Origin of the sequence: Burkholderia vietnamiensis LMG 10929, from assembly GCF_000959445.1 — a bacterium.
In the GTDB taxonomy this organism is placed as follows: Bacteria; Pseudomonadota; Gammaproteobacteria; order Burkholderiales; family Burkholderiaceae; genus Burkholderia; species Burkholderia vietnamiensis.
The window spans coordinates 758125-780205 of sequence record NZ_CP009631.1 but is presented as its reverse complement, the minus strand read 5'-3'; the positions used below and the strand labels follow the sequence as shown (position 1 = coordinate 780205).

At 69.7% G+C, this 22081-nt stretch carries 24 protein-coding genes; 3 read left to right on the top strand and 21 right to left on the bottom strand.

What is annotated here, in order from left to right; all coding sequences use genetic code 11:
* Window positions 1-19: 19 nt before the first annotated feature.
* The 15 genes from AK36_RS13550 to AK36_RS13480 form a co-directional block, all read right to left on the bottom strand.
* Window positions 20-1150, bottom strand: coding sequence for a porin (locus AK36_RS13550; RefSeq protein ID WP_034193009.1), 1131 nt, complete (start codon window positions 1148-1150; stop codon window positions 20-22).
* 286 nt (window positions 1151-1436) lie between these two features.
* Complete coding sequence (locus tag AK36_RS13545; RefSeq protein ID WP_045578656.1) at window positions 1437-2114, bottom strand: response regulator; 678 nt, start codon at window positions 2112-2114, stop codon at window positions 1437-1439.
* Window positions 2115-2128: 14 nt separating this feature from the next.
* A complete protein-coding gene (locus AK36_RS13540) occupies window positions 2129-3496 on the bottom strand; it encodes a sensor histidine kinase (RefSeq protein WP_045578655.1) in 1368 nt (455 codons plus the stop codon).
* Between the two features lie 71 nt (window positions 3497-3567).
* The gene (locus AK36_RS13535; RefSeq protein ID WP_011882748.1) at window positions 3568-4425 is read right to left on the bottom strand and encodes an ABC transporter permease; all 858 of its coding nucleotides are present in this window, start codon (window positions 4423-4425) and stop codon (window positions 3568-3570) included.
* A 45-nt stretch (window positions 4426-4470) separates the two neighbouring features.
* A complete protein-coding gene (locus AK36_RS13530) occupies window positions 4471-5268 on the bottom strand; it encodes an ABC transporter ATP-binding protein (RefSeq protein WP_011882749.1) in 798 nt (265 codons plus the stop codon).
* A 124-nt stretch (window positions 5269-5392) separates the two neighbouring features.
* Window positions 5393-6397, bottom strand: coding sequence for an ABC transporter substrate-binding protein (locus tag AK36_RS13525; RefSeq protein ID WP_014722129.1), 1005 nt, complete (start codon window positions 6395-6397; stop codon window positions 5393-5395).
* Between the two features lie 145 nt (window positions 6398-6542).
* Window positions 6543-7325, bottom strand: coding sequence for a flagellar biosynthetic protein FliR (gene fliR, locus AK36_RS13520; protein ID WP_014722130.1), 783 nt, complete (start codon window positions 7323-7325; stop codon window positions 6543-6545).
* Between the two features lie 28 nt (window positions 7326-7353).
* Window positions 7354-7626, bottom strand: a complete 273-nt coding sequence (gene fliQ, locus AK36_RS13515) for a flagellar biosynthesis protein FliQ (protein ID WP_045578654.1) — start codon at window positions 7624-7626, stop codon at window positions 7354-7356.
* A gap of 15 nt (window positions 7627-7641) precedes the next feature.
* Complete coding sequence (gene fliP / locus AK36_RS13510) at window positions 7642-8403, bottom strand: flagellar type III secretion system pore protein FliP (protein ID WP_011882753.1); 762 nt, start codon at window positions 8401-8403, stop codon at window positions 7642-7644.
* Between the two features lie 36 nt (window positions 8404-8439).
* Window positions 8440-9015 (bottom strand): flagellar biosynthetic protein FliO, encoded by a 576-nt coding sequence (gene fliO / locus AK36_RS13505; RefSeq protein ID WP_045578653.1) that lies wholly within the window; start codon window positions 9013-9015, stop codon window positions 8440-8442.
* On the bottom strand, window positions 9012-9536 hold the full coding sequence (fliN, locus tag AK36_RS13500; protein ID WP_045578652.1) for a flagellar motor switch protein FliN: 525 nt from the start codon (window positions 9534-9536) through the stop codon (window positions 9012-9014). The genes fliO and fliN overlap by 4 nt, the downstream gene beginning before the upstream one ends.
* Window positions 9529-10527, bottom strand: coding sequence for a flagellar motor switch protein FliM (gene fliM / locus AK36_RS13495; protein WP_011882756.1), 999 nt, complete (start codon window positions 10525-10527; stop codon window positions 9529-9531). The genes fliN and fliM overlap by 8 nt, the downstream gene beginning before the upstream one ends.
* A 22-nt stretch (window positions 10528-10549) precedes the next feature.
* Entirely contained in the window at window positions 10550-11086 is a 537-nt protein-coding gene (gene fliL, locus AK36_RS13490; protein WP_045578651.1) for a flagellar basal body-associated protein FliL, read from the bottom strand.
* A gap of 222 nt (window positions 11087-11308) precedes the next feature.
* Window positions 11309-12031 (bottom strand): LrgB family protein, encoded by a 723-nt coding sequence (locus AK36_RS13485; RefSeq protein ID WP_011882758.1) that lies wholly within the window; start codon window positions 12029-12031, stop codon window positions 11309-11311.
* A 13-nt stretch (window positions 12032-12044) separates the two neighbouring features.
* Window positions 12045-12521: a CidA/LrgA family protein gene (locus AK36_RS13480; RefSeq protein WP_011882759.1), complete on the bottom strand. Its 477-nt coding sequence runs from the start codon at window positions 12519-12521 to the stop codon at window positions 12045-12047.
* A gap of 138 nt (window positions 12522-12659) precedes the next feature.
* Between AK36_RS13480 and AK36_RS13475 the strand changes: the two genes are divergently transcribed.
* A complete protein-coding gene (locus AK36_RS13475) occupies window positions 12660-13586 on the top strand; it encodes a LysR family transcriptional regulator (protein WP_045578650.1) in 927 nt (308 codons plus the stop codon).
* A 122-nt stretch (window positions 13587-13708) separates the two neighbouring features.
* Here the strand turns inward: AK36_RS13475 and AK36_RS13470 are convergent, their stop codons facing one another.
* A complete protein-coding gene (locus AK36_RS13470) occupies window positions 13709-15271 on the bottom strand; it encodes a DHA2 family efflux MFS transporter permease subunit (RefSeq protein ID WP_045578649.1) in 1563 nt (520 codons plus the stop codon).
* A 175-nt stretch (window positions 15272-15446) separates the two neighbouring features.
* Window positions 15447-15944, bottom strand: a complete 498-nt coding sequence (locus AK36_RS13465; RefSeq protein ID WP_011882762.1) for a MarR family winged helix-turn-helix transcriptional regulator — start codon at window positions 15942-15944, stop codon at window positions 15447-15449.
* A gap of 173 nt (window positions 15945-16117) precedes the next feature.
* Here AK36_RS13465 and AK36_RS13460 point away from each other — a divergent pair, with 173 nt between their 5' ends.
* On the top strand, window positions 16118-16411 hold the full coding sequence (locus AK36_RS13460) for a multidrug ABC transporter ATPase (RefSeq protein WP_080938672.1): 294 nt from the start codon (window positions 16118-16120) through the stop codon (window positions 16409-16411).
* A gap of 287 nt (window positions 16412-16698) precedes the next feature.
* Entirely contained in the window at window positions 16699-18237 is a 1539-nt protein-coding gene (locus AK36_RS13455; protein WP_034193001.1) for an efflux transporter outer membrane subunit, read from the top strand.
* Between the two features lie 28 nt (window positions 18238-18265).
* Here the strand turns inward: AK36_RS13455 and gspN are convergent, their stop codons facing one another.
* From gspN to gspK, 4 genes are read right to left on the bottom strand one after another with little or no spacing between them, the layout of a single operon-like run.
* Window positions 18266-19054, bottom strand: a complete 789-nt coding sequence (gene gspN / locus AK36_RS13450; protein WP_011882765.1) for a type II secretion system protein N — start codon at window positions 19052-19054, stop codon at window positions 18266-18268.
* Window positions 19055-19085: 31 nt separating this feature from the next.
* Window positions 19086-19592, bottom strand: coding sequence for a type II secretion system protein GspM (gene gspM, locus AK36_RS13445; RefSeq protein WP_011882766.1), 507 nt, complete (start codon window positions 19590-19592; stop codon window positions 19086-19088).
* On the bottom strand, window positions 19589-20956 hold the full coding sequence (gene gspL, locus AK36_RS13440; RefSeq protein WP_045578647.1) for a type II secretion system protein GspL: 1368 nt from the start codon (window positions 20954-20956) through the stop codon (window positions 19589-19591). The genes gspM and gspL overlap by 4 nt, the downstream gene beginning before the upstream one ends.
* A gap of 24 nt (window positions 20957-20980) precedes the next feature.
* Window positions 20981-22081 (bottom strand): type II secretion system minor pseudopilin GspK, encoded by a 1101-nt coding sequence (gene gspK, locus AK36_RS13435; protein ID WP_034193034.1) that lies wholly within the window; start codon window positions 22079-22081, stop codon window positions 20981-20983.

Below are 22081 nucleotides of genomic sequence, written 5' to 3'. Positions count from 1 at the left end.
CCGGGCGGCCCCGGTCCGGTCAGAAGCGCGTGCGAATCCCCGACGTCAGCTCGAGCTGGTTCTTCGCGCCGAACGTCGACGCCACCGTGTAGCCCCCATGCAGCTTCATGTAGTCGCCGGCGAGGTACACCTCGGTGCGCTTGCTCAGGTGGTAGAACACCGACCCGTAGAGCGTCTCCTTGAAGCCGTTGCCGACGCCGCTGGTCAGGCTGAACGCGCCGAGGTTGGCGTTCGGCACGAAGCCGTCGGCGTTGTATGCGGCGTTCTTCACGCGCATCTGCTGGTAGCCGAGCTCGTAGTCGAGCGGGCCGCGCGGCGCGATCTTCATCGACACCGTCCAGGAATCGTCGTGGCGCTGGCCGAGCGAGCCCTGGTCGCCGTTGTAGCGGAAGTAGCCGGCGTTCAGGCGCACGATGCTGAACGCGTAGTTGCCGCCGACCGAGAACGTCTGGTTGGTGAAGCCGCCGTGGTTCACGTGGTTGTAGAAGCCGGACACCGCGAACGGTCCGCCGTTGTAGCCGAGCGCGACCTGGTACGCGGAGCCGGTCGCGAACGCGGTCGAGTTGCTGAACTGGTAGCCGGCGCTCGCGAAGATGCCGTTGCCGAACACCTTCTTCCACGCGACGCCGTTGTTGTAGCGCGTGCCGGTCGGGCCGGCCGCGTAGAAGATCATCTGCTTGAAGTTGTTCGAGTTGGTCCAGCCGCCTTCCTCGGTCGTCAGCTTCGCGGCGCCGTACGCGTCGCCGTAGATCGCCGAGGCGTCGCGTGCGATCGTGTTCTGGAAGCCGGCCGTCAGCTTGCCGAGGCGCGGATCCTCGACGCCGACCCACGCGTCGCGGTCGAACAGCTGGCCGTCGTCTTCCATCTGGCCGTTGGCGACCACGTATTCGCTCTCGAGGCGAAAGATGATCCTGGTGCCGCCGCCGATGTCTTCCGCGCCGCGCAGGCCCCAGCGGCTGCCGCTGAACCACGGCTCGCCTTCGTTGCCCATGCCGATCACGTGATTGCCGTTCGCATCGGCGTGGGTCCGGTAGGTCGGAAAGCTCAGGTCCATCAGCCCGTACAGCTGCACGCTCGACTGCGCGTGCGCGTGGGTGCCGGCGCAGAGGCCTGTCGCCGCGATGGAAAGGGCAAGGGTGGTTCGTTTCAAGATCGTCTCCTCCGGGCTGCCGCATTGAAGTCAATTCGTTGGCGGTACGAAACGTACGCCGCATGGTGACGGCCGCATGGGGCCGACGCGTAGCATCGTAGAAGGTGCAATCCTTCACGTCGCTTTCCCGCGGCAAGCATCTGCGTCGGTGAAAACACCGAAGCCGCGACGAAGGCAGGTCGCGCACGCGAGCGGCGGCGAGCCGCGCGATGCATCGCCGGGTCGGTGGTGAATTTCCGTACTACGAATTGTTGCGCGAGGCGCGTGAGGCAAGAGAGCGCGCGCGTCAGTGCTGCGCGGGCTTCGCGCGCAGGATATAGCCGAGGCCGCGCAGCGTGATGATCTCGGCCGTGCTGCCCGCGAGATGCTTGCGCAGCCGGTGGATGTAGATGTCGATCGCATCGGCGCTCGGCTCGTCGTCGAGCGCGAACACGCTGTCCATCAGCCGCGCCTTCGACACCGTCTTGCTCTGCTGCAGCATCAGCGTTTCGAGAATCGCATGCTCGCGGCGCCGCAGCGCGAGCAGCGCGTCGCCGCAGCGGAACTCGCGCGTGCCGAACGCGTAGACGAGGTCGCCGCACACGAGCTGCGCGGTGCCGACGCCGGCCTGTCGCCGGATCAGCGCGCGAATGCGCGCGACCAGCTCGCGCGATTCGAACGGCTTGACGACGTAGTCGTCGGCGCCCGCGCCGAAGCAGTCGACCTTGTCGTCGACCGAGCCGTGCGCGGTCAGCATCAGCACCGGCACGTTGTCGTTGCGGCGCCGCAGCCGCGCGAGCACTTCCTTGCCGCTGATGCCGGGCAGCCGCATGTCGAGCAGCACCGCGTCGTAGCGCTCCGTCTTCAGCACCGTGTCGGCGCGCTCGCCGTCGCCGACGCAGTCGACCGCGAAGTCCTCGCCGCGCAGCAGGTTCACGATCCAGTGCGCGAGTTCGGCATTGTCTTCGACCAGCAGCAGTTTCATGGCGATTCGTATCTTCAGTCGTAAGCGGGCAGCCGCACGGTCACGACGATACCGCGATTGCCCGGGCCCGGCGCGAGCACGGCGCTGCCGCCGTGCGCCTGCGCGATCTCGCGCACGATCGCGAGGCCGAGGCCGGAGCCCTCGGTATCGGCCGACACGCGGTAGAACCGCTTGAACACGTGCGGCCGCGCCTCGGCCGGAATGCCGGGGCCGTCGTCGATCACGTCGAGCACGACCGCGCGGCCGTCGCGGCGCGCGGCGACCGTCACGCAGCCGCCCGGCTGCGTGTAGCGCACCGCGTTGTCGACGAGGTTCGACACCAGCGCGCTCAGCAGGCTGTCGCTGCCGGCGACGTCGAGCCGCTCGCCGAGATCCGCGCCGAGGTCGATCGCGCGCCGCTGCGCGAGCACGATCGCTTCCTCCAGCACGCTCGACACGACGGCCGCGAGATCGACGCGCTGCGTGAGCAGCGTCGACGGCGTGGCTTCCGCATGCGCGAGCAGCAGCAGCTTGTCGGTCACGTCGGCCATCTTGCGGCTGCCGCGCTGCATGCTGTCGAGCACCGCCGCCAGCTCGCGGTCGCCATGATCGGGCCGCCGCGCGTACTGGATCTGCGTGTCGAGCACGGCGATCGGCGTGCGCAGCTGGTGCGCGGCGTCGGCGATGAAGCGCCGCTGCGTCGCCGTGTGCGTGTTGAGCCGCGCGATGCACTGGTTGATCGCATCGACGATCGGCCGCAGCTCGTGCTGCAGCCGCTCCGGGCGGATCGGCTCCAGCTCCATCGGCCCGCGGTCGGCGACGTCGTCCTTCAGCTTCATCAGCGGCCGCAGCTCCAGCGTGAGGCCGAGATAGACGAGCACGATCGCGAGCACCAGCATCAGCGACAGGCGCAGCAGCTGCGGCCGCCAGATCGTCGCGACCATCGCGTCGTACGAGCGCGCCGTCTTCGCGACGACGACCGTGACCGTCTCGACGCGTCCCTCGTCGTACAGCTGGCGATCGTATGCGACGGCGCGCAGCGGCACATGCTCGAGCGTCGTGTCGTACAGCGTCGGCTCGGCGCGGTGCCGCGCCGGTGCATCGAGCGCCGGGTTGCCCGCGAGCAGCCGGCCGTGGCCGTCGATCACCTTGTAGAACACCGAGTCGCGCGACGGCGACTCGAAGATCTCCAGCGCGGCCGGCGGCACGTCGGCGACCGGCAGCCCGTTGCGCCATTCGACGTCCTCGCCGATCGTGCGCGCCGATGCGATCAGCGCGCTGTCCTGCACGAGCGCGGCCGTGCGCCGCGCGGTGTCGTACGACATCGCGCCGGCGATCAGCACGAAGGCCGCGAGCGGCAGCAGCAACCACCATAGCAGCCGCCCGCGCAGGCTGTGCGCCATGGCGTCTCCTCAATGCCGAACCGCGCCGGGGCGGCCGGCGCGGTTCGTGGATGCGGTCGGCCGGGCGCGGCTCAGAACGCGGCGGGACGCCATTTCAGCAGGCGCTTCTCGATCCGCGTCAGCAGGTAGTCGGCGGCCAGTGCGACCACGGCCAGCACGATCATCGCCGCGAACACGCCGCTCGCGTTGAACGCGCCCTGCGCGGTGGAGATCAGCAGCCCGATGCCCTGCTTGGAGCCGAGGAATTCGCCGACCACCGCACCGACCAGCGCGAAGCCGAAGCTCACGTGCAGGCTCGCGAGAATCCAGCTCAGCGCGGACGGAATCACGACCGACGTGGTGATCTGCCGGCGCGACGCGCCGAGGATCTGCGCGTTCGCGATCAGGTAGCGGTCCGCTTCGCGCACGCCCTGGAACGCGTTGCCGAACACGACGAAGAACACCATCACGACGGCCAGCGCGATCTTCGACGCCATCCCGAGGCCGAGCGCGATCACGAACACCGAGCCGAGCACCACGCGCGGAATCGAGTTCGCGATCTGGATGTACAGGCCGAACACGTCGGCCATCAGCTTGTTGCGGCCGAGCACGATGCCGCAGATCACGCCGGCGACCGAGCCGATCACGAAGCCGATCGCGGTTTCCTCCAGCGTGACCCACACCTGCGTGAGCAACGGGCCTTGCGACGTGCCGTTGACGAACCAGTCCTGGATCTGCTCGAAGATCAGCGACGGCATCGAGAAGAAGAACGGATCGATCCACTTCAGGCGCGCGGCGAGCTCCCAGCCGCCGAGCACGACGACGAGCACGGCGATGCGCAGCGCGACGATCAGATTGCGCCGGCGGCGCAGCCGGCGTTGCGCGGCGCGCTCGTCGTCCTCGAGCGTGGTCGCCGGCAGGGCGGTGGGGGGAAGCGTCATGTCGGTCATGCTCCTGTCCTTGGCGGTGGGTCGCGTGCGCGGGCGGCGCAGGCGTCAGCCGATCTGCACTTCTTCGCGCAGGTCGTGCCAGATGTCCTTCGAAATCTCGATGAAGCGCGCGTCGTAGCGCACCTCCGACGTGACGCGCGGGCGCGGCAGGTCGATCTCGTACACGCGCTTGAGCGTCGCGGGGCGCGCGGTGAGCACGAACACGCGGTCGGCGAGCGCGATCGCCTCCTCGAGATCATGCGTGACGAACACGACCGAGCCCTTGTTCGCCGACCACAGCTGCAGCAGCTCGTCCTGCATCAGCGTGCGCGTCTGCATGTCGAGCGCGGAGAACGGCTCGTCCATCAGCAGGATTTCCGGCTGGTTGATGAAGGTCTGCGCGAGCGCGACGCGCTTGCGCATCCCGCCCGACAGCTGGTGCGGGTAGTGCTTCGCGAACTTGTCGAGGCCGACCTTGCGGATCCATTCGTCGGCCTGCGCGTAGGCCACGTCCTTCGAGCGGCCGCGAAACAGCGGGCCGGCCGCAACGTTGTCGATCACGTTGCGCCACGGAAACACCGCGTCGGCCTGGAACACGAAGCCGATCCGCGGGTCGATCCCGTCGACCGGCCGGCCCATCACGCGCACCTCGCCCGACGCCGGTTTCAGCAGCCCGGTGATCAGGTTCAGCGTGGTCGACTTGCCGCAACCGGTGGGGCCGACGATCGCGATGAACTCGCCGCGCGCGACGCTCATGCTGAATTCGCGCAGCGCCACCGTCGCGCGGCCTTCCGGCGAAATGAAGCGGCACGACACGTTGCGAAACTCGATCGCCGGTGTGCTCGGGGAAACTGCCTGGTTCATCGCATTCGTCCTGCGGGTGAAGAGGGCGCCGCAGCGGCGGCGCCGGGCCGGTCAGCCGGGCCTGCGGTGCGCGCACGGCGGCAGCCGGCCGCCGGCGCGGGCACCGTGCGCGTTCATGGCGCGCTCATTTGGCATTCACGAAGTCGTTGGTGTAGGTGCGCGCCAGATCGATGTGCTTGCCCTTCACCGACGGGTTGAACGCCGACAGCACCTTCAGCACGGTCGCCGGGCCGTCGGCCGGCATCTTCGCGTCGGCCGTGTACATCGGCAGCGACGCCTTCAGCGCGGCCACGTACAGCGCCTTGTCCTTCTGGTAATCGGCCGGCATCTTCGCGGCGATCTCCTCGGCGCTGTGCGTGTGGATGAACTGCATCGTCTTCGCGAACGCGTGCGCCAGCTTGGTCGCTTCCGCCTTGTGCGCATCGGCCCACGCGGACTGCACGTACAGGCTCGCGGCCGGGTAGGTGCCGCCGAGCGCGGCGCGCGTGCCTTCGACGGTGCGCATGTCGACCAGCACCTTCGCGTCGCCCATCTTCTCGAGCGCGGACACCGTCGGCTCGGTCGTCATCCCGGCGTCGATGCGGCCCTGCTTGATCGCGGCGATGAAGCTCGCATCGGCGCCGACCGGCAGCATCGTGTACTGCGTCGACGGCACGCCGCGCTGCAGCGCGAGATATTGCGTGAGGAAGCTGGTCGACGAGCCGAGGCCCGTCACGCCGAGCGTCTTGCCCTTGGCGTCGGCCATCGTCCTGAACGTCGGCGCGGCCTTGGTCGACACCATCTCGACCTCGCCGGGCACCTGGCCGAACACGGCGATCGCCTTCACTTCCTTGCCCTTGCTCTGCAGGTCGACCGTATGGTCGTAGAAGCCGACGACGCCCTGCACGGCGCCCGCCAGCAGCTCGTTCTCGGCATCGACGCCGGCCGGCTGCGACAGCAGCTCGACGTCGAGCCCTTCGGCCTTGAAGTAGCCGAGTTCCTGCGTGAGCCGCGCGGGCAGATAGATGAGCTTGGCGATCCCGCCGACCATGATCGTGATCTTGCCGCCGTCGTCGGCGAGCGCGGGGTGAGCGGCGAGCGCGCAGCTCAGGCTGGCTGCAACGGCGAGGGTGCGCAGGATGGGTCGCATCGGGTCGTCTCCTTCGTTGTATTCGTATGGCGCGATGCGTGGCGCATCGTCACGACGAGTATAGGGACGCGAAGCCTTCCGCAACCTTTCGCGACGCGGCGATTCGGTTAGGGGTTTTCCAGCAAATGGGGCGGGCGGGGCCGCGTCAGCGCCAGCCCTGCAGCACGCGGCCGATCCCGTCGAGGCCCATGTCGAACAGGTGCGACACGAACGGCACGAGGTTCGGGATCATCAGTTGCACGAGCAACAGCCCGACCAGCATCGTGACCGGGAAGCCGATCTGGAAGATGCCGATCTGCGGCGCCGCGCGGTTCAGGATGCCGAGCGCGAGGTTGGCGATCAGGAGCGCGGCGACGACCGGCAGCGCGAGCAGCAGCCCCATCTGGAACACGGTCACGCCGAACGCGGCGAGCGTATGCCAGCCGGGCGCATGCAGCAGCTCGGCCGACACCGGCAGCGTCTGGAACGACGCGGCCAGCGCCGCGAACACCTGCAGATGGCCGTCCACCGCGAGGAACGCGAGCATCGCGACCGCGTTCAGGAAGCGGCCCATCACCGGCGTCGCGCCGTTCGAATGCGGATCGAAGAAGGTCGCGAAGCCGAGCCCCATCGACAGCCCGATGAAGTCGCCGGCCGCCTCGACGGCCGCGAACACGAGGTGCATCGTGAAGCCCATCGACACGCCGATCAGGAACTGCGTGACGATGATCCAGATGCCCTGCGCGGAGAACACGGTCACGCCGGGCATCGCGCCGAGCGTGGGCGCGACGACCAGCGCCATGAACGCCGCGAGGCCGATCTTCACGCGCATGGGCACCGCCCCGTGGCCGACCAGGGGCGCCGTCGCGACGAGCGCGAGCATCCGCACGAACGGCCACAGGAAGGCGGTCAGCCAGCCGTTGAGCTGCGCGTAGGTAACCGAGAACATCGCGGGGAAGCGGGGCCGCGCGGGCCGCTCAGCTGGCGCCGAGCGTCGCGACTTGCAGCAGCGTCTGCCGCAGGTAGTCGAGCATCGTCGTCAGCATCCACGGGCCGGCGATCACGAGCGTCGCCGCGACCGCGAGCAGCTTCGGGATGAACGACAGCGTCGATTCGTTGATCTGCGTCGCGGCCTGGAACAGGCTCACGACGAGGCCGACCGCGAGCGCGACCAGCAGCAGCGGGGCGGCCAGCAGCAGGCCGACCATCATCGCGTGGTGCGCCAGCGTCATCACCTGTTCGGGTGTCATCGCGTCTTCCTCCGCTTACGTGAAGCTCTGCGCGAGCGAGCCGATCAGCAGCTGCCAGCCGTCGACCAGCACGAACAGCATCAGCTTGAACGGCAGCGACACGGTGGACGGCGACACCATCATCATCCCCATCGACATCAGCACGCTCGCGACCACCAGGTCGATGATCAGGAACGGAATGAAGATTGTGAAGCCGATCTGGAAGCCCGTCTTCAGCTCGCTCGTGACGAACGCCGGCACCAGCAGCGACAGCGGCACGTCCTCCGGCCCCTGCATCGGCGCGGCCTTCGAGATCTTCGCGAACAGCGCGAGATCGGTCTCGCGGGTCTGCTTCAGCATGAAGCCCTTGAACGGCGCGACGCCGCGCTGCACGGCCTGCTCCATCGGCAGCGAGCCGTCGGAGAACGGCTTGTAGCCGTCGTTGTAGGCCTTGTCGAGCACCGGCGACATCACGAAGAAGGTGAGGAACATCGCGAGGCCGAGCAGCACCTGGTTCGGCGGCGTCGTCGCGGTGCCGAGCGCCTGGCGCAGCAGCGACAGCACGATGATGATGCGCGTGAAGCTCGTCATCATCAGCAGCATCGCCGGCAGGAACGACAGCATCGTGAGCAGCAGCATCGTCTGCACGCTCAGCGAATAGGTGGTGCCGCCGTTCGGGCCCGGGCTCGTGTTGAACGCGGGCAGGCCGGCCGCCTGCGCGCAGGCGAGCGCGGGGAAGAGGCCGAGGATCAGCACGGGCGCGAAGCGCGCCGCGTGACGCAGGAAGTCGTGTTTCATCGGAATGCGGGTACGGATGGGTGACGCGGCGCCATGTCAGCGCTCCTTGCCGCGCCCGAAGCGCTTCGCGGCTTCGCCGGCGAGCGCGTCGCGAAACCGCGCGCCGAACGGGCCGGACGCGTTCGCGTCGGCGGAGGCGGAGGCGGCGCCGGGCGACGTCGACACGACGGCCGCGTCGGGCACCGAGCCGGCCGGCAGCGTATGCAGCAGGCGCACGTTGCCCGGCGCGACGCCGAGCACGAGCCAGGTGTCGCCGATCTCGACGATCGTCGCGCTTTCCTTCGCGCCGAGCCCGACGCTCGACACGACTTTCAGCGGGCCGCCGCGCCGCGCGGGCTGGAACCCGAAGCGGCGCGCGAGCCACGCGCAGCCGAACACCAGGCCGATCACGACCGCGAGCCCGACCAGCGTCTGCAGCACCGCGCCGACGCCGAGCGACGGCGCGGCCGAGCCGACCATCACGCTCGACGCGATCGAACCGGCGTGGTTCACCGCGTTCATGTCGGCCGCGCCGGCGCCGGTGCTCGCGAGCGCCGCCGCCCCGGCCAGGATGGCCGGGAGGGTGGCGACGGCGAAGCGGTGGGCACGGCGGGCGGCCTTCACGACGTTCACCGATTCAGCTTCCGGATGCGTTCGGCCGGCGTGATGATGTCGGTCAGCCGGATGCCGAACTTGTCGTTGACCACCACGACCTCGCCCTGCGCGAGCAGGCAGCCGTTCACGAGCACGTCCATCGGTTCGCCGGCGAGGCCGTCGAGCTCGACGACCGAACCCTGCGCGAGCTGCAGCAGGTTGCGGATCGCGATCTTGGTGCGGCCCAGCTCCACGGTCATCTTGACCGGGATGTCGAGAATCATCTCGATGTCGTTGTGCGTCGAACTCGCCGCGGCCTTCGACAGCGGCTGGAACACGCCGGCGCCGGTCGCGCCGGCCACCACCGGCTGCTCGTTCTGCTCGGCGAGCGCGGCGGCCCAGTCGTCGAGGCCCTGTTCTTCGTCCGCGGCAGGCGCTGCCGCTGCCGCTGCCGCCGGCGCGGCCGGGGCCGGGGTCGCCGCTGCGGCCGATTCCGCGAGCGCCGCGTCGGCGAGGGCCTGCGCGTCGAGTTCGGGCGTCGTCGTGTTCAGCTCACTCATATCCACCTTCCTTCATCGTGTCGCCCGCGCTGATCATCTTCTGCACGCGCAACGCATATTGACCATTGAAAATGCCGTAGCCGCATTCCATCACCGGCACGCCGTCGACCTTGGCGGTGATCGTGTCGTCGATCTCCAGCGGCAGCACGTCGCCTGCGCGCAGGTTCAGGATCTTCTCGAAGGTCGCCGGGATTTCCGCGAGATCCGCGGTCAGCTCGACCTCGGCCGACTGCACCTGCTGCGACAGCACGCGCACCCAGCGGCGGTCGACTTCGAGCGCCTCGCCCTGGATCGGCGACGACAGCACGTCGCGGATCGGCTCCACCATCGAATACGGCATGCAGATGTGCAGCGTGCCGCCCGTCGGCCCGAACTCGATCGAGAACTGCGTGACGATCACGATCTCGTTCGGCGTCGCGACGTTCGCGAACTGCGTGTGCATCTCCGAGCGCACGAATTCGAACTGCAGCGGCCGCACGCTCTTCCATGCGGTCGTGTAGTGCTCGAACACGAGGTTCAGCAGCTTGCCGATGATCCGCTGCTCGGTGGCCGTGAAGTCGCGGCCCTCGACGCGCGTGTGAAAGCGCCCGTCGCCGCCGAACAGGTTGTCGACGACGAAGAACACGAGGTTCGGATCGAACACGAACAGCGACGTGCCGCGCAGCGGCTTCACGTGCACCAGGTTCAGGTTCGTCGGAATCGGCAGGTTGCGGGTGAACTCGCTGTACTTCTGCACCTTCACCTGGCTCACGGAGATTTCCGCCGTGCGCCGCATGAAGTTGAAGATGCCGATCCGCAACAGACGCGCGAAGCGGTCGTTGATGATCTCGAGGCCGGGCATCCGGCCGCGGACGATCCGCTCCTGCGTCGCGATGTTGTAGGGGCGAACGCCCGACGTGTCGCGCTGCTCGTCGATCGAGTCGGTTTCGCCGGTGACGCCCTTGAGGAGGGCATCGACCTCCTCCTGGGACATGAACTCCTGGTGGCCCATGCGCGCTCCTTTTGCGGCCGCGTTACTGGACGACGAATTCGGTGAACAGCACGGCGTCCACCTTCGCGCGCTGGTTGCCCGGCTGCGTCGGTTGCTCGACCAGCTCGCGCAGCTGCTTCGCGAGCTGCTGCTTGCCGTCCGGCGTCGCGAGCTCCTCGGGATGCTTGTTCGACAGCGCGAGCAGGATCCGGCTGCGGATCTCCGGCATGCGCGCGGTCAGCTCCTCCTGCGCCTTCGGGTCGGTGAGCTTCAGCGACAGCCCGACGCGCAGATAGTGCTGGATGCCGTCGTCCGACTGCAGGTTGACGGTCAGCGGGTCGAGCGGGAAGAACACGGGCGCCGCGAGCGGCGGCGGTTCGGCCGGCGCGCTCGAATGGCCGACGCCCGCCTTGCTCAGGAACACGTACATGCCGCCGGCTGCGGCGGCGGCCGCGCCCAGCGCGATGACGGCGATCAGCGCGATGCGCTTGAACTTGCCGGACGAAGCCGGCTTGTCGGCAGGCGGGTTTGCAGTCGTGGAGGCCATGTGAATGCGTGCGTGGTGTCTCGTAGCATGCATTGTTCGGCATCCGGGCCGAAGCCGATGGGCGGAAAAGAGGGGGGAATTACGGCTATCTCAGCAGATTGTCGGCCGGCTGCGGGATCGCTTCGGCTCGATTCGGCGCGGGGAGGGTGGGGGAGCGGCGGGAGAACGGTGAAGGGCCGCGGCGCGGCGGCCGGCGGCAGGCAGGACCGGGCGGCGATGCGGACGGCCGGCCGCCCGCACGGGCTCGGCGCGTGCTCAGATCGGCAGCAGCGACAGCAACGGCGCGATCAGCACCATCGCGACGCCCGCGATCATCATCGTGAGGCTGGACACGACGCCTTCCTCGCTGCCGATCTCGCGCGCCTTCGCGGTGCCGACGCCGTGTGCGGCCGCGCCGAACAGCGCGCCGCGCGCGAGCCGCGTGCGCATCGGCACCAGCGCGAGCACGAGTTCGCCGAGCAGCATCCCGCAGATGCCGGTCGCGATCACGAACAGCGCGGTGAGGTCCTTCGGCGCGTGGATCTTGTCGGACACCGCGAGCGCGAACGGGGTCGAGACCGAACGCGTCATCAGCGAGCGCTGCAGCTCGGGCGACAGGTGCAGCAGCTTCGCGAGCAGCAGCGAACCGCACACGCCCGCCGCGATCCCGACCGCGACACCGACCGACAGCGACAGCCAGTGGCGGCGGATCAGCTCGCGGTATTCGTAGATCGGCACCGCGAACGCGATGGTCGCCGGGCCGAGCAGCCACATCAGCCAGCGCGTGTCGCGGAAGTACACCGAATACGGGATGCCGGTCAGCACGACCAGCAGCGCGAGCACGCCCGGCACGAACACCAGCGGCGAGAACAGCAGCGTCTTGCGGTACGCGTAGAGCCGCTTCGACGCGAAATACAGCGCGACCGTCAGCACGAAGCAGCCGATCGAGATCGCGGTATTCACCTGGTCGACGCTCAGGCGCGACAGCAGCGCATGCATGACGGGCTCCGGCTCAGTGGACCGACACGGTCGCCAGACGCGCGCGGCGGCGTTCGGCGAACATACGTTGCGCGGCGAGCCGGCGCTCGAGCTTCGCGGCGAGGTCGACCGCGACGGCCACCGCGACCATCACGAACGCGGTGCCGGCGAGCATGACGAGCGCGATGCGCCAGCCGTCCTCGCGGAACAGCCCGCCGTACTGGACGGCCGCGACGGCCGCCGGCACGAAGAACAGCAGCATGTCGGACAGCAGCCAGTTCGCGCCGTCCTTCACCCATGCAGGCGCGACGCGCCCCGAGAACAGCAGCACCAGCAGCACGGCGAGCCCGACCACGCCGGACGGCACCGGCAGGCCGACCGCGCGCACGGCCCAGTCGACCGCGAGCCACAGCACGCCGAGCGCGGCGGACTGCAGCGCGATGCGGCCCGTGCGCGTGAGCTTGCCCGGCGTGGCGGGAAGGACGGCGACAGACGCGGTCGAGTGGCTCATGGCTGGCTCCTGCAGAGATTCGGTTGATGGTAGGAGTATAGGGTTTCCCCTAACCATAAATAAAATGACTTGTCTCTATCCTTATCATTCCAGTTCGGAATCCTGTCTGTAAACGCTGCACCAATCTGGGGAGAAGCGATGGAATTGCGCGCGCTGCGGTACTTCGTCGAAGTGGTCCGCCAGCAGAGCTTCACGGCGGCGGCCGACCGGCTGTTCGTCACGCAGCCGACCATCAGCAAGATGGTGAAGGCGCTGGAGGACGAGATCGGCTCGCCGCTGCTGCTGCGCGACGGCCGGCAAATGGTGCTGACCGACGCGGGCCGGATCGTGTTCCAGCGCGGCCAGGACGTGCTCGCCGCGCAGGCGCAGCTGCAGTCGGAGCTGAATGATCTGGGCACGCTCGGGCGCGGCGAGCTGACGATCGGCATTCCGCCGCTCGGCGGCTCGTTGTTCACGCCGATCATCGCCGCGTACAAGCAGCGCTATCCGAACATCGAGCTGAAGCTGTTCGAGCAGGGCGCGCGGATGATCGAGGCGGCGCTGATGTCGGGCGAGCTGGAGCTGGGCGGGCTGCTGGAGCCGGTCGACCCCGGCACGTTCGAGCGGCTGCCGATGGTGCGCGCGCCGCTGTGGCTGGTCGCGCCGCGCGAGTCGCGCTGGGAGGACCGCACGGCCGTGCCGCTCGCCGACCTCGCGCGCGAGTCGTTCGTGTTCTACGCGGAAAGCCTCGCGCTGCACGACGCGGTGCTCGACGCGTGCCGGCAGGCCGGCTTCACGCCGTCGATCGTGAGCCGCAGCGGCCATTGGGACTTCATGGCCGCGCTGGTGCACGCGGGCGTCGGCATCGCGCTGCTGCCCGAGCCGTACTGCCGGCGGCTCGATGCGCGGCAGTTCACGTGCCGGCCGATCGTCGAGCCGGAAATCACGTGGGCGATCGCGCTCGGCTGGCTGAAGAAGGGTTATCTGTCGCACGCGGCGCGCGCGTGGCTCGAGGTTGCGCGCGCGACGCTGCCCATCGCGTCCGGCGATGATCTCGCCTTCGGGGGTCTGCTCGCGCGCGAGTGATGCGGGCCGGGACATCGGCACGCGGCGGCCGTGCGGCTCATGCGTGCCGTGGGCGGTGGGCGTGGGCGACGTGTGCGGCCCGCGGCCGGCGGCCGGGCACGCGACGCCGGCCGCGGCGGGGCTCAATGCCCCATCGACGGCCCCGCGCCCTTCTTCGGCTTCGTGATCCACACGAGCGCCGCGAGCGCGATGAACACGCCGGCCGACAGGTGGAAGAAGTCGTTGGTCGCCATCATGAAGCCCTGCTGCGTGACGAGCTGGTTGAGCTGCGCGTTGGCCGTCTGCCCGACGACCCCGAGCTGCGCGAGCGCGGCCTGGTAGTCCGTCGTGTTCTGCGCATAGACGCTCACCGATTCCGCGAGCCGCGCATGGTGGTAGATCGCGTCGTTCTCCCAGAACGTCGAGCTGGCCGCGGTGCCGATCGCGCCGGACAGCGTGCGCAGGAAGTTCGACAGCCCCGACGCGCTCGCGAGCCGGTCGTCCGAAATGCTCGACAGCGTGATCGTCGTCATCGGCACGAAGAAGCACGCGACGCCGATCCCCTGCACGAGCCGCGGCAGGATCACGTGGTTGAACGGCACGTCGAGCGTGAACGTCGAATTCCACACCGACACGCCCGCGAACACGATGAACGCGAAGCTCGCGACCATCCGCAGGTCGAGCCGGTGCATGTTGCGCCCGATCAGCGGCGACAGCACCAGCGCGAGCAGCCCGACCGGCGCGGTCGCGAGCCCGGCCTTGCCGGCCGTGTAGCCCATCACCGTCTGCAGCCACAGCGGGAAGATCACGACCGAGCCGAAGAACGCCATGAAGCCGAACGAGATGATCAGCGCGCCGAGCGCGAAGTTGCGGTCGCGGAACAGCGACAGGTCGACCACCGGCTCCTTCTCGGTGGCTTCCCACACGAGCATGAACGCGAGCGACACCACCGCGATCAGCGCGAGCGCGACGATGAAGCTCGAGTTGAACCAGTCGCGGTCCTTGCCGAGGTCGAGCATCATCTGCAGGCACGACACGCCGATCACGAGCAGCGCGAGGCCGATCGCGTCGATCCGCTGTTTGCTCGTGCGGGTCTCGCGGCCGCGCAGCAGGAAGTACGCGCAGGTCGCCGAGAAGATCCCGATCGGCAGGTTGATGTAGAAGATCCACGGCCACGTGTAGTTGTCGCTGATCCAGCCGCCCAGCAACGGGCCGAAGATCGGCGCGACGATCACCGTCATCGCCCATAGCCCGAGCGCGAGCCCGCGCTTCGCGGGCGGGTAGCTGCGCATCAGGATGGTCTGCGACAGCGGCACCATCGGCCCCGACACGAGGCCCTGCAGCAGCCGGAACGCGATCAGCGTCTCGAAGTTCGACGCGAGGCCGCACAGCGCCGACGCGATCGTGAACGCGAGCACCGACAGCGTGAACAGCCGCACTTCGCCGACCCGCCGCGCCAGCCAGCCGGTCAGCGGCACCGCGATCGCCGATGCGACCGAGTACGACGAGATCACCCACGTGCCTTCGCTGGTCGCGACGCCGAGGCTGCCCGAGATGGTCGGCACCGCGACGTTCGCGATCGACGTGTCGAGCACTTCCATGAAAGTGCCGAGCGCGAGCCCGACGGTGAGCAGCGCGAGCGCGCCGCCGGTGAGCGGCGCCGGTTCGGCGGCAGGGGACGCGGCAGATGCCGTGGTGGTGGACATCGGAATCTCCTAGACGCGACGCGCGCAACGCGTCGGCACAAGGCGCGGGCACACGGAACCGTGCGGCGCGACCGGGTGGAACGAATGAAGGGGCGCGCGGGGCACCTGCACGGTCATCTTCTGCCCAGACAGACAAATAAGCGAATGCTTAAACCGGAACATCGGGCCTCCGCGCTCAACAGTGGGGTTCGTCGGATTCGTCGGGCTTCGGGCAGCCGGCGTCGCCGGGGCCGTTCGCGATGAAGCGCTGCAGCAGGCCGGTGAGCGTCGCGAGCTCGTCGGCCGAGAAGCCGGCCAGCTGCGCGTTCAGCGCGGTCGCGATCAGCGACGGCAACGCCCGCGCCGCCTCGGCGCCGCGCTCGGTCAGCGTCAGCTCGATCACGCGGCGGTCCTGCTCGCTGCGCGCGCGGGCCACCAGGCCCTTGCGCTCGAGACGGTCGAGCATCCGCGTCATCGAGCCGCTGTCGTACGACATCTTGCGCGACAGCTCGAACGGCGTGCGCGCATAGCCGCGCGACAGCAGCAGGATCACGCCGATCTGCTGCGCGGTGAGGTCGTACGGCTCGAGGGCGCGATCCATCCGCTCGACGAGCGCCTGCCGAGCCTTGGTCAGGAAATAACCGAGGCTCGTTTCCAGCTCGATGGTGTCGGGATCGTAAAGGCCGCCGTTCATTGCGATTGCGCGCAGCAACAGTGCGTTTCAGGACAAAACGCGCCCAGTATCTTGAAAAATGATTGCTTGGTCAATATTATTTCAGGCAACCAGTTACGACGTGCATGTCGCACCGCCGGAGACTATGTTCTGACCGCCGCGCCCGCCCTGCCGGGCACCCGAGGATGTTCCCCATGCTGTTCCTGAAAAACGCCGCCGGCGCACTGCGCCGCAACCTGACCGATACCGCTCATCATGCGTTCGCCGGCCCGCACCGCGGCTGGAAGATCGCGCTGTACGTGACGATGCTGGTGGTGCCGGGCGGCTCGCTCGCGGCGCTCGGGTTCGCGTGGTTCGATCATCGGCGCCAGCGCAGCGCGAAACGGGCCGGCCGCGCCGGGCACCGCACGGCTCAGACGGCGGCACCCGACCCATCGCCATGGCGGCCCGCCGCCGATCCCCTGCCGGTGCCCGCGCGCTGCCACTGACGCGGCGCGGCGCCCGCCGTCGCCGTTGCCTTCGCCGTTGAATCGGCCCGCCGCAACGCGCGGTGCGGTCGGCGCCGCCGGCCCGTTTTGCACGCAAGCCCGCCGTAACGACCGGTAAACCGGCCGTCCGCACCGGTAACACATGCGTGCGGCCGCGCACCTTACCCTTACGGCTGCGCAGCTTTCCCGCCGTCAGTTACCATTTGTCCGCCAGCGGCTGAACGTCCGCACCGCGCGCGTTGCGCGACGCCGCTCGCCGGCCGCCGCACCCAGACAGGAACCTCACGATGCCGTACGCCTCCTTCCCGCGCGCCTTTCGCCCGCTGAGCGCCGCCGTTGCCGTTGCAACGGCCGTGCTGCTCGCCGGCTGCGCGGTCGGGCCCGACTATCACCGGCCCGACACGACGATTCCCGCCGCGTTCAAGGAAGCGCCGGCCGGCTGGAAGGTCGCGCAGCCGGCCGACCGGGCCGATCGCGGGCCGTGGTGGTCCGTCTACGGCGATTCACAGCTCGACGCGCTGATCGGCAAGCTCAACGCGTCGAACCAGACCATCGCGCAATCGGCCGCCGCGTACCGGCAGGCACGCGCGCTCGTGACCGAGGCGCGCGCCGCGTACTTCCCGACGGTCGGGCTGACGGCGTCGGGCACGCGCTCGCGTACGGGACGCGCGTCGTCGTCGTCGGGCTCGTCCACGTTCGGCGGCGGCTCGGCGATCGGCAACAGCTACAGCGTCGGCCTCGATGCGAGCTGGGAGCCGGACCTGTGGGGCAAGGTGAGCCGCAACGTCAGCGCGCAGCGCGCCGGCGAAGCGGCGGCCGCGGCCGATCTCGCGAACGCGCGGCTGTCGCAGCAGGCGCTGCTCGCGCAGACGTACTTCCAGCTGCGCACGTCCGATGCGCTGCAGAAGCTGCTCGACGACACGGTGAAGTCGTACGGCGACTCGCTGAAGCTCACGCAGAACCAGTACGCACAGGGTGTGGCCGCGCGCGCCGACGTGATCCAGGCGCAGACCCAGCTGCAGAGCGCGCAGGCCGCGTCGATCGACAACGGCGTCGCGCGCGCGCAATACGAGCATGCGATCGCGACGCTGATCGGCGAACCGGCATCGACCTTCTCGCTGCCGCCGAACCCGCTCGCCGAGGAGCCGCCGGTCACGCCGGTCGACGTGCCGTCCGCGCTGCTCGAGCGCCGGCCCGACATCGCGGCCGCCGAGCGCCGCGCGGCCGCCGCGAACGAGCAGATCGGCGTCGCGATCGCCGCATTCTTTCCGACGCTCACGCTGTCGGCCAGCGGCGGCTTCCAGAGCTCGGTGTGGTCGCAGCTGTTCACGCTGCCCGCACGGTTCTGGACGGTCGGCCCGCAGCTCGCGGCGACGCTGTTCGACGCCGGCCTGCGGGCCGCGCAGACCGACGCGGCCCGCGCGACCTACGATCAGGACGTCGCCGCGTACCGGCTCGCGGTGCTCACCGCGTTCCAGGACGTCGAGGACAACCTCGCGTCGCAGCGCATCCTCGCGCAGGAAGTCGACGTGCAGCGGCAGGCCGTCGCGAGCGCCGAGCAGGCGCTGGCGATCGTCACGAACCAGTACAAGGCCGGCACGGTCGCCTATCTGAACGTGCTGACCGCGCAGACCACCGCGTTCACTGCGCAGCAGAAGCTCGCGACGCTCGGCGGCCAGCGGATGGTGTCGTCGGTCGGGCTCGTGAAGGCGCTCGGCGGCGGCTGGGATACGTCGGACATGGCGCGCGAGACGGGCGGCATGGCGGCGCCCGCCGCGATGCCGGCGTCCGGCGCGACGGCCGCCGCGCCGCTCGCGCAGCAGTAGCGGGAATCGCGGCGCGGGCCGCGGCGGCTCAGCGCATCGCGTCGCCGAAGATCAGCGAAACCTGGTTGTTGCCGATCGGATGTCCGAGCAGGTTCAGCAGCCCCGCGAGGTTCGCCTGCTGCTCCGGCGCCGCGTGCGCGGTGCCGCGGAACGACCCGTGGCCGGGGCCGAAGCCGCCGTGTCCGTCGAGGAACAGCGGGCCCTGCGTGGTCGACAGGTCGAGATCGGCGTCCGCGCCCTTCGCCTGCAGCACCGCGCGGTACGAGCCGAGCGGCTTCACGCGCGACACGCGCGAACTCATCGAATCGATCGTCACCGTCAGCTGGCCGAACGCGTTGTTGCCGATCAGCCGCCAGTCGGTCCAGCCGAGCCGCACGTCGCCCTGCAGGTCGAGCGTGTTGAACGGCGTGCCGAGCCCGGCGAGCAGCGATGCGGGCACGGCCATCGCACCGGCCGACAGCACCGCGCCGCGCCACGTCGCGTCGAGCGTGACGGCATCGGGCATCGCCTCGGTCTGCCGCATGCGCATCTGCACGCGGCCGGTCAAGAGCGGCCAGAAGCGCGTGGTCCATTCGACGCGGCCCGGCAGCAGCGTGGCGGCGCTCTGGTCCGCGCCCGGCGCCAGCATCAGCGTGCCGGAGCCGTGCCACAGCGAGCCGTCCGGATCGACGAGATTGACGTGACCGCCGGTCGCGCGCGCGAACTGCGGCGCGATCCACGCGGCCGGCGCGAGCGCGACGAGCGTGGCGGCCGTGGCCAGCGCGCCGGCCGCCAGCCACGGCAAGACGGCGACGAGCCGCCTGAGTGCCGGCCGCATCGGCCGGGCGTCGCTTGTTTCGTTCACTGCGTCATTTCTGCATCGAGGGTTGCATCACGGCCGTCAGGTCGACCTGACCGTCATCCTTCAGTGCGGTGGCGTGCGCTTCGCCGACCTGCACCTTGAACTGCCGGCGCGCATCGTCGAGCCACTGCGTCCATGCCGGGAACGACACGTTCTTCATCTGGACCTGCACGCCGTTGCCGACCACCTGCACCTGCGCGCCCTGCAGCCCGTGATCGGACAGCGACGCGGTGAGCGCGTCCTTCAGCGCGAGGCCGGTCGGCGCGACGCCCTGCGCGGCGGCGGTCAGCGACTTCGCCTCGTTGGCCTGCGCGGTCATCTGCGCGAGCTCGCGACGCAGCGTCGGCAACTCGTGCTGGATGCGCGCGCGGCCTTCCTGCGCGGGCGACCACAGCACCGAATACGCGATCGCGACGGCCAGCACCGTGCCGCCCCAGCCGAGCAGCGTGCGTTCCCGCGGCGTGCGCTCGCCCCAGAACTGGGCCAGCGTCTCGTTCAGTTGTGCGGTGTTCATGAGCGGCTCCGGATCGTCCATTTGCCGGTGCTGCTGTCGACTTCGCCGGCCAGCCCGTTGCGCGCGAGACGCTGCGGGAAATCGGGGTCGACCTTGACCTCCGGCTTGAAGCCGACGTCGAGCCGCCGGTCGTGATAATCGAGCGAGGCGATGCCATTCTGCGGCAGCGCGCCCATCGAGCGCGACAGCCCGCTCGCCAGCGCGAGGAAATCGTTCGGCGACAGCTCGCCGGCCGCGAGCCGCAGCTGATCGAGCTGGCGCTGCATCTGCGCGGGCGGATCGAGCACGGTGGTCGTCTTCGGGAACGCGGACAGCAGCGTCTCGGTGATCTGCGCCGACAGCGCATCGCGCTCGCGCGACAGCTTCCACCAGTGCAGGTTCATCCCGATCACCGCGACGCCGAGCGTCGCCGCCACGAGTGCGATCGGCACGCGCAGGCGCTTCACCGTCGCGCGATCGAAGCGCCACGGCTGCGATTCGAATTCGAACTGGCAGAGATCGAACTTCTCGTCGAGCGCACGCCGCGCGAACACGTCGAACGCCAGCGGCTGCGCCCCGGGCAACAGCGCGGCGTCGCTGCGGCCGACCGACGCGAGGCGCGGCTCCGCGCCCGGCTCGCCGAGTTCGTACAGTTCGACGTCGGCGCCGCCCGCGAGCGCGGCCAGCGTGCCGCCCGCGCGGGCCGCGGGCGCGGCGAAACCTTCGCCGAGCGCACCGCGCGCGATCGCGAATTCGTAGCGCGGCGCCACGGCCGCCCCCGGCTGCGCGCCGGCTTCGACGAGCGCCGGTTCGACCGTCGTCGCGAGGCCGAGCACCGCGGCCACCGGCGCGGGCCGTGCGAGCGGCGCGGCGTCGGCTGCGAGTGCGGCGGCAGGCGCGGCGTCGCCGTCGGCGGGCAGGGCGGCGTCGGCCGTGCTCGCGCGCGGCGCGGGCAGGCAGCGCGTGGCCGGCACCGCGCTCAGGTGCCGGTGGCCGGCCGCGATGAACGCGTCGCAGATCGTGCGGAACCACGCGCGATCGACGACGGCCAGCACGCGGCGGCCGTCGGGCAGCGCGACCGGATCGAGCGCGATATGGCAGCCGAGCGGATCCTGGATCAGCTGATCCTCGACGATGTTGGGCAGCGCCTGGCGCAGCTTCGGCCCCTTGAGCGGCGGCACGGTCGCGGCCAGCAGCAGCACGTCGCGCGCGGCGACGATCAGCACCGTCGCGTTCGCGCGCGGCAGCAGCGCGAGCGCGGCGCGGCCCGCGCGCTGCACCTGGCCGGCCTTGTCCACGAGCGTGAACGGCAGCTCGGGCCACTGCCATTCCTGCAACGGCACGGCCGGCTCGCGCGGCGGCAAAGAAACAATCAGCGTGCTCAAGAGCTCCTCTCCCGAATGGCGTCGTTATAGCTGGTCGCGGATGCGCACGACCCGCGTCGAATGCGTGGTCGGATCACGATACACGAGCGAGGTGCGATCGACCTCCGCGCGATCGTGCTGGATCCGGCCGTGCACGATGAAATAGCTGGAATTGACGTCGACGAGGCTCGAGTCGATCGTCGCGTTCGGCGCACCGGCGCCGCGCAGCGCGAGCTGCACGTCGCCGGCGTTGCGGAAAAACACCGTCTCGCGGCGCGACACCAGCGCCTGCGCCGACGACACGCTCATCCCCGGCACCAGCGCGGCGATCACCTCGGCCGGCGCGGTGTTCATGTTCACCGGCGTCGTGGTCGGCAGCACGGTGACGAACGGGCGCAGCCGCGCGATCATCTCGGACGTCACGCCGTCGACGTCGAGCAGGCTGTCGACGCTCGTCATCACGAGCGGCGCCGGCCCGCGCTCGGTGTCGGACATGCCCGGTTCGTCGGTGAAGTTGCCGGCCATGTCGCCGCCGGGCACCGGCGCGGTCGCGGCCGTGCCGGCGCCGGGCAGCGCCGGCGTCTGGAAGCGCGTCGCCGAATGCATCAGCCCGGCGCGCATCTGCAGCGCGATCCGCTTCGCGAGCGCGCCGTCGTAACCGAGCGTCGCCAGCAGCCGCTGGAACGCCTGCAGCTGCGTGACGTTGAGCTGCAGCACGCCCGGCGCCGGCGACGACACGAGATTGCGCAGGTTGTACTTCGCCTGCGCATCCTCGATCGAGCCGGAGATGTAGGTGTCCTCGCCGCCGTTGTCGTTCGGCGCGCCGATCCGGCCGAGGAAGTCCGACAGCTTGGTCTTCGCGATCGGCACGGCCCAGATCCCGCCGAGATAGGTGATGCCGGGCGCCGTGTCGGCTTCGGAGCGCAGGATCATGCGCGTCCAGTCGAGCGCGCCGCGCGCGACCCACTGCGCCTGCGCGAGCACGCGCTGGTTCTCGATGCGGCGGATCTGCACCTGCTGGCGCCACAGCATCCCGGAGACAAGGATCGCCGACAGCGCGACCACCAGCAGCGCGGTGATGATCGCCGCGCCGCGCTCGCGCTGCGCGCGCGCGGCGAACCGGAAGCGGGAAGGGCGGGCGCGCAT

What these genes read in the sequence shown, in the direction of transcription:
- fliQ (WP_045578654.1), bottom strand. Translation starts at nt 7,626, where the DNA reads ATGACACCCGAACAGGTGATGACGCTGGCGCACCACGCGATGATGGTC.
- AK36_RS13455 (WP_034193001.1), top strand. Translation starts at nt 16,699, where the DNA reads ATGCCGTACGCCTCCTTCCCGCGCGCCTTTCGCCCGCTGAGCGCCGCC.
- AK36_RS13460 (WP_080938672.1), top strand. Translation starts at nt 16,118, where the DNA reads ATGCTGTTCCTGAAAAACGCCGCCGGCGCACTGCGCCGCAACCTGACC.
- AK36_RS13540 (WP_045578655.1), bottom strand. Translation starts at nt 3,496, where the DNA reads ATGGCGCACAGCCTGCGCGGGCGGCTGCTATGGTGGTTGCTGCTGCCG.
- AK36_RS13485 (WP_011882758.1), bottom strand. Translation starts at nt 12,031, where the DNA reads ATGCATGCGCTGCTGTCGCGCCTGAGCGTCGACCAGGTGAATACCGCG.
- gspM (WP_011882766.1), bottom strand. Translation starts at nt 19,592, where the DNA reads ATGAACACCGCACAACTGAACGAGACGCTGGCCCAGTTCTGGGGCGAG.
- AK36_RS13475 (WP_045578650.1), top strand. Translation starts at nt 12,660, where the DNA reads ATGGAATTGCGCGCGCTGCGGTACTTCGTCGAAGTGGTCCGCCAGCAG.
- fliP (WP_011882753.1), bottom strand. Translation starts at nt 8,403, where the DNA reads ATGAAACACGACTTCCTGCGTCACGCGGCGCGCTTCGCGCCCGTGCTG.
- fliM (WP_011882756.1), bottom strand. Translation starts at nt 10,527, where the DNA reads ATGGGCCACCAGGAGTTCATGTCCCAGGAGGAGGTCGATGCCCTCCTC.
- AK36_RS13525 (WP_014722129.1), bottom strand. Translation starts at nt 6,397, where the DNA reads ATGCGACCCATCCTGCGCACCCTCGCCGTTGCAGCCAGCCTGAGCTGC.
- fliR (WP_014722130.1), bottom strand. Translation starts at nt 7,325, where the DNA reads ATGTTCTCGGTTACCTACGCGCAGCTCAACGGCTGGCTGACCGCCTTC.
- AK36_RS13470 (WP_045578649.1), bottom strand. Translation starts at nt 15,271, where the DNA reads ATGTCCACCACCACGGCATCTGCCGCGTCCCCTGCCGCCGAACCGGCG.
- AK36_RS13530 (WP_011882749.1), bottom strand. Translation starts at nt 5,268, where the DNA reads ATGAACCAGGCAGTTTCCCCGAGCACACCGGCGATCGAGTTTCGCAAC.
- fliN (WP_045578652.1), bottom strand. Translation starts at nt 9,536, where the DNA reads ATGAGTGAGCTGAACACGACGACGCCCGAACTCGACGCGCAGGCCCTC.
- AK36_RS13535 (WP_011882748.1), bottom strand. Translation starts at nt 4,425, where the DNA reads ATGACCGACATGACGCTTCCCCCCACCGCCCTGCCGGCGACCACGCTC.
- gspK (WP_034193034.1), bottom strand. Translation starts at nt 22,081, where the DNA reads ATGCGCGCCCGCCCTTCCCGCTTCCGGTTCGCCGCGCGCGCGCAGCGC.
- fliL (WP_045578651.1), bottom strand. Translation starts at nt 11,086, where the DNA reads ATGCATGCTACGAGACACCACGCACGCATTCACATGGCCTCCACGACT.
- gspN (WP_011882765.1), bottom strand. Translation starts at nt 19,054, where the DNA reads ATGCGGCCGGCACTCAGGCGGCTCGTCGCCGTCTTGCCGTGGCTGGCG.
- AK36_RS13480 (WP_011882759.1), bottom strand. Translation starts at nt 12,521, where the DNA reads ATGAGCCACTCGACCGCGTCTGTCGCCGTCCTTCCCGCCACGCCGGGC.
- AK36_RS13545 (WP_045578656.1), bottom strand. Translation starts at nt 2,114, where the DNA reads ATGAAACTGCTGCTGGTCGAAGACAATGCCGAACTCGCGCACTGGATC.
- AK36_RS13465 (WP_011882762.1), bottom strand. Translation starts at nt 15,944, where the DNA reads ATGAACGGCGGCCTTTACGATCCCGACACCATCGAGCTGGAAACGAGC.